The sequence below is a fragment of the Agromyces sp. MMS24-K17 genome (genome assembly GCF_043950245.1).
GTDB lineage: Bacteria > Actinomycetota > Actinomycetes > Actinomycetales > Microbacteriaceae > Agromyces.
The window spans coordinates 1,612,708-1,626,338 of the sequence record NZ_CP171640.1; the positions used below are offsets into that span (position 1 = coordinate 1,612,708).

A 13,631-nucleotide genomic window follows, 5' to 3' on the forward strand; every position below is an offset into this window, starting at 1 on the left:
GTGCGAGTCCGGCGGGCTACCGTCGAGGAGGGCGCATCCGCCCGCCGCACCCCGAGGAGTCCGAGATGATCACCGTCCACCTGCGCTACGAGATCGACGCCGCGAAGCTCGACGACTTCCGCGAGTACGGACAGCGCTGGATCCGGCTCGTCGAGAGGTTCGGCGGCGACCACCACGGCTACTTCCTGCCGAGCGAGGGCGACAGCGACGAGGCGTTCGCGCTGTTCAGCTTCCCGTCGCTCGCCGAGTACGAGCAGTACCGCATCGCCTCGCAGACCGACCCCGAGTGCCAGGACGCGTTCCGGCTCGCCGCCGAGACCGGCTGCATCCGCCGCTACGAGCGCCGCTTCCTCACGCCCGTCTTCGAGTGAGCTCCTGAGCCCGCGCCCCGCGCCCCGGGCCCGCGCCCCGAGCCCCCGCTCAGGCCGCCGCGACCTCGAGGCGCGACGCGATCGCGTCGCGGATGCCCGCCGGGATCGGCGTCGGCCGGCGCTCCTCGCCGTCCACGAACACGTGCACGAACCGCCCGGTCGCGATCGGGGCATCCGACCCGGGCCGCAGGATCCCGAGCGCCCAGGTGACGCTCGTGCGCCCGAGCCGCTCGACCGCGATGCCGACCTCGAGGGGCTCGGGGAACGACGCCGACGCGGCGAACTCGCACGACGACGCCGCGCAGAGCGCGATCGGCCCGTCGCCCTGCGGGTCGAGGTCGCCGTGGCGGATCATCCAGGCGTTCACGGCGGTGTCCATCGCGGCGTAGTACACCGTGTTGTTCACGTGCCCGTACTGGTCGTTGTCGTTCCAGCGCGTCGCGAACGGCTCGCGGTCGGCGTAGCGGGTCATCGGCGGGGCATCCGTTCGGTCGGTCAGTCGGCGCGCAGCAGCACGCGGAACGCGATGCGCGCCCGCTCGGCGCTCGGCTGGTCGCCCGTGATGAGGTCGGCGTAGGTGAACGACTCGGAGACCCGCACGAGCAGGTAGGCGAGCTGGGCCGGGTCGATCGACCCGCCGAGCGGGGCGTCGCCGAGGTCGCGGCGCACGAGCCACTCGGCCGTGGCGAGGTACCGGCGCTGGATCTCGCTCTCCTTGGTGGTGAGCAGGCGCAGGGCGCGAGCCGGCTCCCGCCGCAGGAACTGGCGGAAGTAGTCGGCCGAGATCAGGTCGCCGACGAAGTGCGTGAGCACCGCGGCGACGCGGTCGGGCCCGTCGAGGTCGGCCGCGGCGTCGTCGGCCTGCGCGAGCGTCGGCATGGCGAGCGACCACAGCACCTCGCTGAGCAGGGCGTCGCGGTTGCCGACCCAGCGGAACAGCGACGTGCGGTCGACGCCGAGCGACAGGGCGAGCGCCCCCATGTCGATGCGGCGGCCGGCGATGAACGTCTCGCGGGCCTCGTCGAACGCGCGCCGGGCGTCGGCGTGCGTGTCGAGTCGTTCGCTCAGCCACGACGGCGCCGCGTCGACGCCGACGACGGCGATCGGGTGCCGCGCGTGGTCGGGTGCGACGGGCGGGGCGGATGCCTCGTGCTGGGCGGCTGCGGCGGTCCGGGAGTCCGCGGCGTGGGAGGTGGAGGGCATGCGGGCATCGTACCGCCGGGGCATCCGATGGATGCAACATTCCCGAAAATGTTGCATACTGCCCCTGACCCCGCACGCCGGGACCCCCAGGCGACCTGGGCACCGACCACCTGATCACCGACGATCGGAGGAGCCATGACGCTCACCATCACCCCGCACGACGAGCTCGCCGACGGCCCGGCCGCCCTGCTCGACGCCGACTTCTACGCGTTCCAGCAGAAGCTCACCCCGGCTGAGCAGGCCTCGGTCGCGACCATCCGCGCGTTCCTCGAACGGGAGGTCCGCCCGCACGCGGACGACCTGTGGGAGCGCGCCGAGAGCCCGCGCCACCTCATCCCCGGCTTCGCCGGCCTCGGCCTGTTCGGCTCGGCCCTGCCCGAGGTGCGCCACTTCGACAACAGCGCGGTGTACCGCGGCTGGGTCGCCCTCGAGATCGCCCGCGTCGACCCGTCGTGCGCGACCTTCGTCGGCGTGCACTCCGGCCTCGCGATGAACGCCATCGCCGTCGGCGGCTCGCCCGCCCAGAAGACCGAATGGCTGGCGCCCATGGCCCGCGGCGAACTCGTCGGCGCCTTCGGCCTCACCGAGCCCGGCCACGGCTCCGACACCGCCCGTGGCCTCGAGACCACCGCGACCCGGCGCACCGCCGCCGACGGCACCGACGAATGGGTGCTCGACGGCGCGAAGCGCTGGATCGGCAACGCCACCTTCGCCGACGTCGTCGTCATCTGGGCGCGCGACACCGCCGACGACCAGGTGAAGGGCTTCCTCGTGCGCCAGCCCGCCACCGGGTTCACCGCCACCAAGATCGAGCGCAAGCAGTCGCTCCGCGGCGTCGAGAACGCCGACATCGTGCTCGACGGCGTCGTGGTGCCCGATTCCGACCGGCTCCAGGAGATCCACGGCTTCCGCGACGTCGCCATCGTGCTCCGGCTCACCCGAGCGGATGTCGCGTGGCAGGCGCTCGGCGTCGCCGTCGGCGCCTACGAGGCCGCCCTCGCCTACGCGAAGGAGCGCGTGCAGTTCGGCAAGCCGATCGCGTCGTTCCAGCTCGTGCAGGAGAAGCTCGCGAACGCGCTGTCGAACATCACCGCGTGCATCGCGCTCTGCATCCGCGTGTCCGAGATGCAGGACGAGGGCGAGCAGCGCGACCACCACTCCGCCATGGCGAAGGCGTTCGTGACCGCCCGCATGCGCGAGGTCGTCGCCTGGTGCCGCGAGATCGTCGGTGGCAACGGCATCCAGCTCGACCACGGCGTCGCCCGGTACTTCGCCGACGCCGAGGCCGTCTACACGTTCGAGGGCACGTACGACATGAACACGCTCATCGTCGGCCGCGCCATCACCGGCATCGCGGCGTTCCACTGAGCCGCCGCCACCGCCTCTTTCCCCCTCACCACGCCGCACGCGGAACGCCGCACGCGGCACGCCGCACGCGGCCGGCCGCGCACACCGCGCTCCCGCTCCCCGCCCCTCACCCACCCGCCCCTCACCCCGCCGCACGCGCACGAGTGTCCAGTTCCTGCCGCTTCCCGCCCCGGAAAATGGCGGGAACTGGACACTCGCGAGCCGCCGGAGGGGGAAGGGCGCGCAGGGGAGGGGCGAACGCAGATCGAATCGACCGAACGGATGTCCCATGCCCGAAGCCTTCATCGTCGCCACCGCCCGCTCGCCCATCGGGCGCGCCCGCAAGGGCTCGCTTATCGACCTCCGCCCCGACGACCTCGCGGCGCAGATGGTCGAGGCCGCGCTCGCCGCGCTGCCCGGACTCGACCCGGCCCGTATCGACGACCTGCTGCTCGGCTGCGGCCAGCCCGGCGGCGAGCAGGGCATGAACCTCGGCCGCATCGTGGCCGTGCTGCTCGGCCTCGACGGCGTGCCCGGCACCACCGTGAACCGGTACTGCTCGTCGAGCCTGCAGACCACCCGCATGGCGTTCCACGCCATCAAGGCCGGCGAGGGCGACGTGTTCGTCTCGGCCGGCGTCGAGTCGGTGACCCACTCGGCGCGAGGGACCGCCGACTACATCCCCGGCGAGGACGTGCGGAACCCGCGGTTCCGGGCGGCCTGGGAGCGCACCGACGCGCGTGCTGCGAGCGGCGCCGACGGCGGGGCATCCGGTGCGGGCGGGGCATCCGATTCCGGAGCGTCCGGCTCCGGGGCATCCGGCCTGCGACCCTGGCGCGACCCGCGCGAATCGGGCGACCTGCCGGACGCCTACATCGCCATGGGCCAGACCGCCGAGAACGTCGCCGAGCTGATGGGCGTGAGTCGTGCCGAGCAGGACGCGTTCGCGGCCCGCAGCCAGCAGCGCGCCGAGCGCGCCCTCGCCGACGGGTTCTGGGCGCGCGACATCACGCCGGTGACGCTGCCCGACGGCCGGGTGGTCGACGCCGACGACGGTCCGCGCCCCGGCGTGACCGTCGAGGCGCTCGCGGGGCTCGACCCCGTGTTCCGCCCCGACGGCACCGTGACGGCGGGCAACTGCTGCCCCTGAACGACGGTGCCGCCGCGGTCGTCGTGGTCTCCGACCGCATCGTCGACGAGCTCGGCCTGCAGCCGCTCGCCCGGATCGTCTCCACCGGCGTCAGCGGGCTCTCGCCGGAGATCATGGGGCTCGGCCCCGTCGAGGCATCCCGTCGCGCGCTCGCCCTCGCCGGCCTGACGATCGACGAGATCGACCTCGTCGAGCTGAACGAGGCGTTCGCCGCGCAGGTGATCCCGTCGGCCCGCGAGCTCGGCATCGACCCCGAGCGGCTCAACGTGCACGGCGGGGCGATCGCGGTGGGGCATCCGTTCGGCATGACCGGCGCGCGGATCACGTCGACGCTGCTCAACGGCCTCGCCGCCACCGGCGGTCGCTACGGCCTCGAGACGATGTGCGTCGGCGGCGGCCAGGGCATGGCCATGGTGGTCGAGCGGGTCTGAGCGGCCGCGCAGTCGAACGGGCCCCGGCCGGGCGTCGGCCGGGGCCCGCTCGCGCGCCCGGCCGCTCGCGTGCCCGGCCGCGCGTGCGCCCCCGGCCCTCGGCGCCGATGAGGACGTTTTCGGGTGCGTGCGGCGTGTCGTGGGCCGACACGCCGCACGGCCGTCGATTCCTCCTCATCCGCGGAGCGCGGGCGGTGAGGTCAGGGCGGACGGCAAGGTCAGCGCGAGCGGAGCGGTCAGGGCGGGCGGCAAGGTCAGCGCGGGCGGATGCCTCGGGCGGATGCCCCGGGTACCTGCCGCTCAGGCGGCCGGCACGAACAGCGCGATCGTGTCGGCGACGAGGGCCGGCCGGCCGGCGCCCTCGATCTCGACGGTCGTGCGCAGTCCCGCGCGGACGCCCTGGGGCGAGGCATCCGCCGACCGCACCTCGGTGACCGCGCGCACGCGCGACCCCGACGCGACCGGCTGCAGGAACCGCACGCGGTCGAGCCCGTAGTTCACCGCCATCGCGGTGCCGCCGACCTCGAGCAGTCCCGCGGTGAGGTGCGGCAGGAGCGACAGGGTGAGGTACCCGTGCGCGATGGTCGTGCCGAAGGGTCCGGCCGCGGCGCGCTCGTGGTCGAGGTGGATCCACTGGTGGTCGCCGGTCACGTCGGCGAACGCGTCGATGCGGTCCTGGCCGACCTCGACCCAGTCGCCCGTCGCGGTCGCGCCGATGGCGTCGCCGAGGGCGGCGGGGGAGTCGACGAGGATGCGCCCGCCGGCGGAGGTGTCGGGTGCCCCGCTCATCCGCGCGGCCCGCCGGCCACGTACAGCACCTGGCCCGACACGAACCCGGCGCCCTCCGAGCAGAAGAACGACACCGCCGCGGCGATGTCGTCGGGCTGCCCGACGCGCCCGACCGGGATCTCCTTCGCCGCGCCCGCGAGGAACGCCTCGAACGGCACGCCCATCCGCTCGGCGGTCGCGCGCGTCATGTCGGTCTCGATGAACCCGGGTGCGACGGCGTTCGCGGTGACGCCGTACCGGCCGAGCTCGATCGCGAGGGTCTTCGTGAGGCCCTGCAGGCCCGCCTTCGCGGCCGCGTAGTTCGCTTGGCCGCGGTTGCCGAGGGCCGACGTGCTCGACAGGTTCACGATCCGCCCCCAGCCGGCGTCGACCTGGTGGGCCTGCACCGCGCGCGACATGAGGAACGCGCCGCGCAGGTGCACGGCGATGACCTGGTCCCAGTCGGCCTCGGCCATCTTGAACAGCAGGTTGTCGCGCAGGATCCCGGCGTTGTTCACGAGGATCGTCGGGGCGCCGAGCTCGTCGGCTGCGCGGGCGACCGCAGCGGCCACGGCGTCGGCGTCGGAGACATCCGCCCCGATGGCGACGGCGCGACCGCCGCCTGCCTCGATGGCGGCGGCGGTGGCGCCGGCCTGCGATTCGTCGAGGTCGACGACGGCGACGGCGTGGCCGTCGGCGGCGAGCCGGCGCGCGGTGGCGGCGCCGATGCCGCGGGCGGCGCCGGTGACGATGGCGGTGCGGGTCATGCGGGGGTCCTCTCTCGGTGGGTGGGATCGGGAAGGTCGTCGGGCCGGGCGTCGGATGCGTCGAACACGATGAGCTGGCGCAGCTCGCCGCCGGCGGCGAGCCGGTCCATGGCGAGGTCGATCTCATCGAGCCGGATGCGCGACGACACGAGTCGTTCGAGCGGCAGCCGCCCGGTGCGCCACAGCTCGACGTAGCGCGGGATGTCGCGGCTCGGCACGGCCGAGCCCAGGTAGCTGCCCACGACGGTGCGTGCCTCGGCGGTGAGCGCGAGCGGCGGCAGGCTCGCCCGCGCGTCGGGGGCCGGCAGGCCGACGGTGACGGTCGTGCCGCCGGGCTCGGTCAGCGCGAAGGCCGTCTCGAACGCGCGCGCGGAGCCGGCCGCCTCGATCACGACGGGGGCGCGCAGGCCGGCCTCCAGCGCGTCGGCCGGTTCGAACGCGGCGGATGCCCCGAGCTCGCGCGCGAGGTCGAGCTTGGCGGGCACCGCGTCGACGCCGACGACCTCGTGGCCGAGCGCGACGGCGACGAGGAGGGCCGCCATGCCGACCCCGCCGAGGCCGACCACGATCACGCGGTCGCCGGGGCCGGGGCGCCCGGCGTTGACGACGGCGCCGCCGCCGGTGAGCACGGCGCAGCCGAGGAGGGCGGCGACGTCGGCCGGCACGTCGGCGTCGACCGGCACGACCGAGGTGCGGCTGACCACGGCGTGCGTCGCGAACCCGCTGACGCCGAGGTGGTGCCGTACGGGGGCGCCGTCGCGGTGGAGGCGGAGGCCGTCGCCGACGAGCGCGCCGGCGGTGTTGGCGGCGGTGCCGACCTCGCAGGGGAGGCGGCCGTCGGTGCGGCAGCCGGCGCAGGCGCCGCAGCGGGGGAGGAACGTCATGACGACGCGGGTGCCGACGGCGAGGTCGTCGACGCCGGCGCCGATCGCCTCGACGATGCCCGCGGCCTCGTGCCCGAGCAGCATCGGCATGGGCCGCACGCGGTTGCCGTCGACGACGCTGAGGTCGGAGTGGCAGACGCCGGCGGCCTCGATGCGCACGAGGAGCTCACCCGGGCCGGGCGGGTCGAGTTCGAGCGGCCCGACGGTGAACGGGCGGCTCGCGGCGTACGGTGCGTCGGCGCCGCAGCGCTCGAGCACGGCTCCGGTGATGCGCATCTGGCCTCCTCGTCGAGGTGGGGCACGGCGGTCGCGCCCGGAGTGGGCACGGCGGTCGCGCCCGGGTGGTGACAAGCATACCGACCACGCGGTATGTTGAGGCAACCCTCCCACCGACGACGCTGAGGAGCACCCCGATGACCAGCACCGAGACCACCCCGGCCGCGCCGACCCCCGTGGTCGACCCGCCGATCGACGGCACCTGCGACGCCCGCTTCGCCGGTCTCCGCGACGAGTTCGCCCGCCGGCTCGCGAACGGCGACGAGCTCGGGGCATCCCTCGCGGTGTTCGTCGGCGACGAGCCGGTCGTCGACCTCTGGGGCGGCTGGGCCGACCCCGCACGCACGCGCCCCTGGAACAGCGACACCCTCACCAACGTCTGGTCGATCTCGAAGACCGTCACCGCGCTCGCCGCGCTCCTGCTCGTCGAGCGCGGGCAGCTCGACCCCGAGGCATCCGTCGCGACCTACTGGCCCGAGTTCGCGGCCGCCGGCAAGGCGGGCGTGCTCGTGAAGCACGTGCTCATGCACACGTCCGGCGTCTCGGGGTGGGCGCAGCCGATCACCGGCGACGACATCCTCGACGTCGACGCGGCCGCCGCGCGCCTCGCCGCCCAGCCCGCCTGGTGGCCGGCCGGCGCGGCGTCGGGCTACCACCTGCTCGACTACGGCCACCTCGTCGGGGAACTCGTGCGCCGCGTCGACGGCCGGTCGCTCGGCGCCTTCGTGCGCGAGGAGCTCGCCGAGCCGCTCGGCGCCGACTTCTGGCTCGGCCTGCCCGAGTCGGAGGACCGCCGGGTGAGCGACGTCGTGCCGCCGCCGCCCTCGCAGCTCGACCTCGGCGCGCTCCCGCCCGACTCGCCCGCGTTCCGCACGTTCACCGGGCCCGTCCTCGGCGCCGAGGTCACCTGGACGCGCGCGTGGCGCGCGGCCGGGGTGGGCGGCGCCGGCGGCCAGGGCAACGCCCGCTCGGTCGCCCGGCTCAACTCGGTGCTCGCGACCGGCGGGCAGGTCGACGGGATGCGGCTGCTCTCGCCGGCGACCGTCGAGCGGGTGTTCGCCGAGCACACCGACGGCATCGACCTCGTGCTCGGCCTGCCGTTGCGGTTCGCCCTCGGCTGGGCGGTGTCGAACCCGGCCTCGACGCCGTGGATCCCCGAGGGGCGCGTCGCGTTCTGGGGCGGCTGGGGCGGCTCGATCGTGATCGCCGACGTCGATCGCGGGGTCACGTTCGCATACGTGATGAACCGGATGTCGCCGGGCATCATCGGCTCGGAGCGCTCCGACGCCTACACGCGGGCGGTGTACGCGGCGCTCGACGCCTGAGATCCACGCCGGCGCCGGGGCTCGTGAGATCGCCAGCACCGGCATAGCCGCCGCACTGGTGCCGCACAGCGGGCGGCGTGGGCGTCCGCCTTCGATGGCGGGCATGGACGAGACGCGCGACACCACCCAGACCTCCGACCGCCCACTCACGCCCCGCACACCCCGCCGGCCCCGAACGCCACGGTCACCGCGGCAGCGACGCCTGCGCCTCACCATCGGCGCGAGCGCCCTCACCATCGGGCTCGTCGCCGCCGGCGGTACCGCGTGGGCGCTCGACCGCTTCGTCATCCCGCACGTCGAGATCTCCGACGTCAGCGCCTACGAGGCGGAGCAGGCCGAGCAGGCGGGGGCCGCCGGCACGGACGCCGCGACGACCGCCGATGCGGCCGCCGGCGAGGCATCCGCCTCGGGCACCGGCACCGCGACCCTCACCGAGACGACCTACGACGACGGCGCCGGCACCACCGTCGACATCTCGACCGTCGTCACCGGCACGGGCGACGACACGGTCACGATGTACGTCGCCGACGTCACCCTGTCGGATGCCACGCGCCTGCGCAGCGCGTTCGCCGCCGACCAGTTCGGCGAGAACATCACCGAGACGACCTCGGCCATCGCCGCGGCGAACGATGCGGTGTTCGCGATCAACGGCGACTACTACGGCTTCCGCGACACGGGCATCGTGATCCGCAACGGCGTCGTGTACCGCGACGACGGCGCCCGGGAGGGCCTCGCGTTCTACGCCGACGGCACGGTCGAGGTCTACGACGAGACCACCACGACGGCCGACGAACTCGTCGCCGACGGCGTGTGGAACACCCTCTCGTTCGGTCCGGCGATCGTCGAGGGCGGCCAGGTCGTCGACGGCATCGACCAGGTCGAGGTCGACACGAACTTCGGCAACCACTCGATCCAGGGCGACCAGCCGCGCACCGCGGTCGGCGTCGTCGACGCGAACCACCTCGTGTTCGTCGTCGTCGACGGGCGCAGCCCCGGCTACAGCGCGGGCGTCACCCTGCCCGAGCTCGCGCAGATCATGATCGACCACGGCGCGGTCACCGCCTACAACCTCGACGGGGGCGGCTCGTCGACCATGGTGTTCGACGGTTCGCTCGTCAACGACCCGCTCGGCCGCGGCGAGGAACGCGGCACCTCCGACATCCTCTACCTCGCGCGGTGATCCCGATGGTCGTGCTCATCTCCGCCTACGAACCCGACGAGCGGTTGCCCCGCCTCGTCGCCGACCTCACCGCCCGAGGGCACGAGGTGCTCGTCGTCGACGACGGCTCGGGGCCGGCCTTCGACGACGTGTTCGCCGCCGCGACCGGCGGCGGTGCGATCGTGACGCACCATGATCGCAACCGCGGCAAGGGCGCGGCGATCCGCACCGGACTCCGGGAGGTCGCCCGTCGATCGCCCGGCGCCGACGTGGTGACCGCCGACTGCGACGGCCAGCACCTCGTCGCCGACATCGAACGCGTCGCGGAGGCGACGGCCGCAACGCGGTCGGCGATCGTGCTCGGTGCGCGTCGATTCGACGGACCATCCGCCGATGCGTCCGTCGGCCCGCCCGACGGTGGAGGCCCGGCGCGCGTCCCGCTGCGCAGCCGCCTCGGCAACGTCGCATCGAGTCGCGCCTTCGCGCTCGCGACCGGCGGCGCCGTCAGCGATACGCAGACCGGGCTCCGCGGCTACCCGGCCACGCTGCGGGACTGGCTGCTGGAACTTCCCGGCGACCGGTTCGAGTACGAGTTCCGGATGCTCCTCCGCGCCCGCGGCGCCGGCTGGGACCTCGTCGAGGTGCCGATCCAGACGGTCTACCTCGACCGGAACGCCTCGTCGCACTTCCGCCCCATCGTCGACTCGCTCCGCGTCTGGGCGCCCCTCGGCAGGTTCATCGCCTCCGCGCTGCTCGCCTTCGCAGTCGACACCCTCGCCGTGGTCGCCCTCACCGCCACGACCGGGTCGCTCCTCCTCGCCGTCGTCGCCGCCCGGCTGCTGAGCGCCGCCGTGAACTACACGGTGAACCGCACCCTCGTCTTCCGCACGGCGCGGGCTCGGGGCATCCGAAGCACCCTCGTGCCCTACGCCTGCCTCGCGCTGCTCGTGCTGACTGCGAACTACGGCCTGCTCACCGCGCTCACCGACGCTGGGCTCCCGCTGCTCGCCGCCAAGGTGCTGACGGAGGGCACCCTGTTCCTCATCAGCTTCCAGGTGCAGCGGCGCGTGGTGTTCGCGAACGCCGAAGCGCCGGCCCGGGCCGAAGGGCCCTGGCCGGCGCATGCGGTGCCGGTGGGGTCGCCGGTCAGGCCGACGTGACCCCGGCCGCGCGGCGGGCCGCGATGCGGCGGCGGCGCAACCACTTGTCGCCCTCGACGACGACCAGCAGCACCAGCGTGAGGCCGATGCACTCGAGCCACTGCCAGCCCGTCAGCGACACGGTGCCGAGCATCTTCTGGAGGAACCCGAGCTCGGTCGACAGCACGATCAGCACGACCGGCCAGATCAGGATCTTGCCGAGTGCCGCGAACGGGGGCAGGAGCCCCGACTCGGGCGTGCGGCGCATGAGGATGGCGCTGAGCACCGTCGCGAGGCCGAGGATGACGTACGACATGGTCATCGACGCGGTCGGCTCGGTCGGGCTCGGGGTGTCGGGGCCCCACACCAGCGGGACCAGCGCGATGAAGAAGATGACGACGCCGTAGACGATCCACTCCGTGAGGGAGACCGGGTTGACGACGCCGACCTTCGGGTCGCGCGGCGGGTGGTTCATGATCCCCGGAGGGTTCGCGTCGGCCGCGATGGCGAGCACCGCGAACAGGGCGACGAAGAAGTTGATGAACAGCACCTGCGCCGGGAACAATGCGACGCCCTCGGCGATCGAGAACGCGCTCGCCGCGAGGAACAGGATGATGAGGCTCAGCAGCTGCGTCATCTGGAACCGCAGGTACGCGGTGATCTTCGAGTAGACGATGCGGCCGAGCTCGACCGCGTGCACCAGCGTCGCGAAGTTGTCGTCGGTGAGCACGAGCTTCGCCGCCTGCTTCGTGACCTCCGAGCCGGAGCCCATCGCCACGCCGACGTTCGCCTGCTTGATGGCGGCGGCGTCGTTCACCGCGTCGCCCGTCATCGCGACGATCGAGCCCTGCGCCTGCAGCAGGCCCACGAGACGCAGCTTGTCGTCGGGCGTGACGCGGCCGAAGACGTGCAGGTCGGGCAATCTCGCCGACAGCTCCTCGTCGCTCATCTGCTTCAGGTCGGCGCCGCTGACCGCACCCGGCCCGAGGCCGAGCTCGGCGCCGATCGCGCCCGCCGTGACCGCGTGGTCGCCGGTGATCATGCGCACCTCGATGCCGGCCGCCTTCGCGATGTCGACCGCGTCCTTCGCCTCGGTCCGCAGCGGGTCGACGATGCCGACGATGCCGACGAGCACCAGGTCGGTCACGTACGACATCGGGTCGGCCGCGACCCTGCCTTCGTCGGCGTCGTCGAGGAACCGCGCCGCCAGCGCGAGCGTGCGCAGGCCCTTCGCGGAGAGGCCCTCGAGCTCGGCCGTGGCCGCATCGGCCGCGACCGGCACGACGTCACGCCCCGGGCCGAGCATCTGGGTGCAGCGGCCGAGCACGACGTCGGGAGCCCCCTTCACGAGGAGCACGAGTCGGGTCTCGCCCTGCACCGGGATGCGCTGCAGCGTCGCCATGAACTTGTAGTCGGAGTCGAACGGCACCTCGGCCAGGCGCGGGTACTGCGCCCGGGCCTGCTCGGCATCGACGCCGAGCTTCGCGCCGAGCACGACGATCGCGGCCTCGGTCGGGTCGCCGACCACGTCGCCGTCGGCCGACACCGTCGCGTCGTTCGGCAGGCTGAGCGCCAGGCCGAGGGTCGAGGCATCCAGCGCCTCGCCGGAGGCTCCGAGCACCTGGCCCTGGAACGAGTAGCCCTCGCCCGTGACCTTGTAGCTCTCGCCGCCGAACCAGGCGGTGCGCACCGTCATCTGGTTGAGCGTCAGGGTGCCCGTCTTGTCGGAGCAGATCGCGCTCGTCGCGCCGAGCGTCTCGACGTCGTTGAGGGATGCGACGATCGCGCGCTCCTTGGCGAGCTTCGAGGCACCCCACGCGAGCAGGCTCTGCACGAACACCGGAAGGCCGGTCGGGATGGCCGAGATCGCGACCGCCGTCGCGAGGAAGAGCAGCTCGTCGAGGCTCTGCCCGCGGATGAAGCCGATGATCACGATGACGAGCACCGCCGCCCAGGCGATGACGCCGAGCACCTTCGTCAGGCTGTCGAGCTCGAGCTGGAGCGGCGACTTCTTGTCGCCGACCTGGGTGAGGAGGGAGGCGATGCGGCCCATCTGGGTGCGCATGCCGGTCTCGACGATGACGACGCGGGCGGTGCCGCGGGTGATCGAGGTGTTCTGGAACACCATCGACGTGCGGTCGGCGAGGGCGGTGTCGGCCGTGTTCTCGGCCGGTCCCTTCGGGATCGGCAGCGACTCGCCCGTGAGCGCGGACTCCTGCGTCTCGAGGTTCGCCGAGCGGAGGATGCGGCCGTCTGCGGGCGCGAGGTCGCCCGACTCGAGTTCGACGATGTCGCCGGGCACGAGCTCGGTCGCGTCGACCAGGCGGAGCGTGCCGTCGCGGATGACCCGGGCCTTCGGCGTCTGCAGCTTGGCGAGGGCGTCGACGCTGCGACGGGCCTTCACCTCCTGGCGGGTGCCGGTGACCACGTTGAAGAGCACGAGCACGGCGACGATGATCGCGGTCGTCACCTGGCCGATGAGCAGCGAGATGAGCGTGACCGCGATGAGCATCAGGGTCATGAGCTCGAGCACCTGGCTGAGCGCGATCTTCCAGATGCTGGGCGGCGGTGCGCTCTGCAGGGCGTTCGGCCCGTACGTCGAGCGACGCTGGGTGACCTCGGCCTCGCTCAGCCCTCGCGCCTGATCGGTCTCGGCCTTCGCCACCGCGTCGTCGGGGGCGAGCGCCCACCACTCGACCGATGGATCCGACCCGGCTGACGCCTGCTGCTGGTGATCGACTGCTGTGCTCACTCTGCTCCCCCCGGGCCGTGCTGACAGTGCACACACTAGGCGATGGATGCGCCGAGCGG

Annotated in this window: 11 protein-coding genes and 1 pseudogene; 6 read left to right on the top strand and 6 right to left on the bottom strand. The window is 73.5% G+C overall.

The features are described 5' to 3' along the window. The first annotated feature begins 65 nt into the window (after positions 1-65). Complete coding sequence (locus ACGGZK_RS07255) at positions 66-371, top strand: NIPSNAP family protein (protein WP_395245604.1); 306 nt, start codon at positions 66-68, stop codon at positions 369-371. Positions 372-420: 49 nt separating this feature from the next. On the opposite strand, the gene ACGGZK_RS07260 is transcribed toward ACGGZK_RS07255, so the two are convergent. Together ACGGZK_RS07260 and ACGGZK_RS07265 are read right to left on the bottom strand one after the other, a co-directional pair. Next, on the bottom strand, positions 421-843 hold the full coding sequence (locus tag ACGGZK_RS07260) for an acyl-CoA thioesterase (protein ID WP_395245605.1): 423 nt from the start codon (positions 841-843) through the stop codon (positions 421-423). A 23-nt stretch (positions 844-866) separates the two neighbouring features. Next, positions 867-1,574 (bottom strand): QsdR family transcriptional regulator, encoded by a 708-nt coding sequence (locus tag ACGGZK_RS07265; RefSeq protein ID WP_395245606.1) that lies wholly within the window; start codon positions 1,572-1,574, stop codon positions 867-869. Between the two features lie 135 nt (positions 1,575-1,709). Here ACGGZK_RS07265 and ACGGZK_RS07270 point away from each other — a divergent pair, with 135 nt between their 5' ends. Together ACGGZK_RS07270 and ACGGZK_RS07275 are read left to right on the top strand one after the other, a co-directional pair. Further along, the gene (locus tag ACGGZK_RS07270) at positions 1,710-2,942 is read left to right on the top strand and encodes an acyl-CoA dehydrogenase family protein (protein ID WP_395245607.1); all 1,233 of its coding nucleotides are present in this window, start codon (positions 1,710-1,712) and stop codon (positions 2,940-2,942) included. Positions 2,943-3,210: 268 nt separating this feature from the next. After that, positions 3,211-4,502, top strand: a pseudogene (locus ACGGZK_RS07275) (acetyl-CoA C-acetyltransferase). A gap of 300 nt (positions 4,503-4,802) precedes the next feature. Here the strand turns inward: ACGGZK_RS07275 and ACGGZK_RS07280 are convergent. From ACGGZK_RS07280 to ACGGZK_RS07290, 3 genes are read right to left on the bottom strand one after another with little or no spacing between them, the layout of a single operon-like run. After that, positions 4,803-5,291, bottom strand: coding sequence for a MaoC family dehydratase (locus tag ACGGZK_RS07280; RefSeq protein ID WP_395245608.1), 489 nt, complete (start codon positions 5,289-5,291; stop codon positions 4,803-4,805). After that, complete coding sequence (locus ACGGZK_RS07285; RefSeq protein ID WP_395245609.1) at positions 5,288-6,037, bottom strand: SDR family oxidoreductase; 750 nt, start codon at positions 6,035-6,037, stop codon at positions 5,288-5,290. Before ACGGZK_RS07285 ends, ACGGZK_RS07280 begins: the two co-directional genes overlap by 4 nt. Continuing rightward, positions 6,034-7,197, bottom strand: a complete 1,164-nt coding sequence (locus tag ACGGZK_RS07290) for an alcohol dehydrogenase catalytic domain-containing protein (protein WP_395245610.1) — start codon at positions 7,195-7,197, stop codon at positions 6,034-6,036. The genes ACGGZK_RS07285 and ACGGZK_RS07290 overlap by 4 nt, the downstream gene beginning before the upstream one ends. A 137-nt stretch (positions 7,198-7,334) precedes the next feature. Here ACGGZK_RS07290 and ACGGZK_RS07295 point away from each other — a divergent pair, with 137 nt between their 5' ends. The 3 genes from ACGGZK_RS07295 (at position 7,335) to ACGGZK_RS07305 (ending at position 10,841) form a co-directional block, all read left to right on the top strand. Then, on the top strand, positions 7,335-8,522 hold the full coding sequence (locus ACGGZK_RS07295; RefSeq protein WP_395245611.1) for a serine hydrolase domain-containing protein: 1,188 nt from the start codon (positions 7,335-7,337) through the stop codon (positions 8,520-8,522). A gap of 103 nt (positions 8,523-8,625) precedes the next feature. Beyond that, positions 8,626-9,702 (top strand): phosphodiester glycosidase family protein, encoded by a 1,077-nt coding sequence (locus ACGGZK_RS07300; RefSeq protein WP_395245612.1) that lies wholly within the window; start codon positions 8,626-8,628, stop codon positions 9,700-9,702. Positions 9,703-9,707: 5 nt separating this feature from the next. Next, positions 9,708-10,841: a GtrA family protein gene (locus ACGGZK_RS07305; RefSeq protein WP_395245613.1), complete on the top strand. Its 1,134-nt coding sequence runs from the start codon at positions 9,708-9,710 to the stop codon at positions 10,839-10,841. Here ACGGZK_RS07305 and ACGGZK_RS07310 read toward each other — a convergent pair. Then, positions 10,828-13,572 (bottom strand): cation-translocating P-type ATPase, encoded by a 2,745-nt coding sequence (locus ACGGZK_RS07310; protein ID WP_395245614.1) that lies wholly within the window; start codon positions 13,570-13,572, stop codon positions 10,828-10,830. The genes ACGGZK_RS07305 and ACGGZK_RS07310 overlap by 14 nt on opposite strands. Positions 13,573-13,631 lie beyond the last annotated feature (59 nt).

Coding starts and splice junctions, on each gene's coding strand:
- ACGGZK_RS07255 (WP_395245604.1), top strand. CDS start 66: ATGATCACCGTCCACCTGCGCTACGAGATCGACGCCGCGAAGCTCGAC.
- ACGGZK_RS07260 (WP_395245605.1), bottom strand. CDS start 843: ATGACCCGCTACGCCGACCGCGAGCCGTTCGCGACGCGCTGGAACGAC.
- ACGGZK_RS07265 (WP_395245606.1), bottom strand. CDS start 1,574: ATGCCCTCCACCTCCCACGCCGCGGACTCCCGGACCGCCGCAGCCGCC.
- ACGGZK_RS07270 (WP_395245607.1), top strand. CDS start 1,710: ATGACGCTCACCATCACCCCGCACGACGAGCTCGCCGACGGCCCGGCC.
- ACGGZK_RS07280 (WP_395245608.1), bottom strand. CDS start 5,291: ATGAGCGGGGCACCCGACACCTCCGCCGGCGGGCGCATCCTCGTCGAC.
- ACGGZK_RS07285 (WP_395245609.1), bottom strand. CDS start 6,037: ATGACCCGCACCGCCATCGTCACCGGCGCCGCCCGCGGCATCGGCGCC.
- ACGGZK_RS07290 (WP_395245610.1), bottom strand. CDS start 7,197: ATGCGCATCACCGGAGCCGTGCTCGAGCGCTGCGGCGCCGACGCACCG.
- ACGGZK_RS07295 (WP_395245611.1), top strand. CDS start 7,335: ATGACCAGCACCGAGACCACCCCGGCCGCGCCGACCCCCGTGGTCGAC.
- ACGGZK_RS07300 (WP_395245612.1), top strand. CDS start 8,626: ATGGACGAGACGCGCGACACCACCCAGACCTCCGACCGCCCACTCACG.
- ACGGZK_RS07305 (WP_395245613.1), top strand. CDS start 9,708: ATGGTCGTGCTCATCTCCGCCTACGAACCCGACGAGCGGTTGCCCCGC.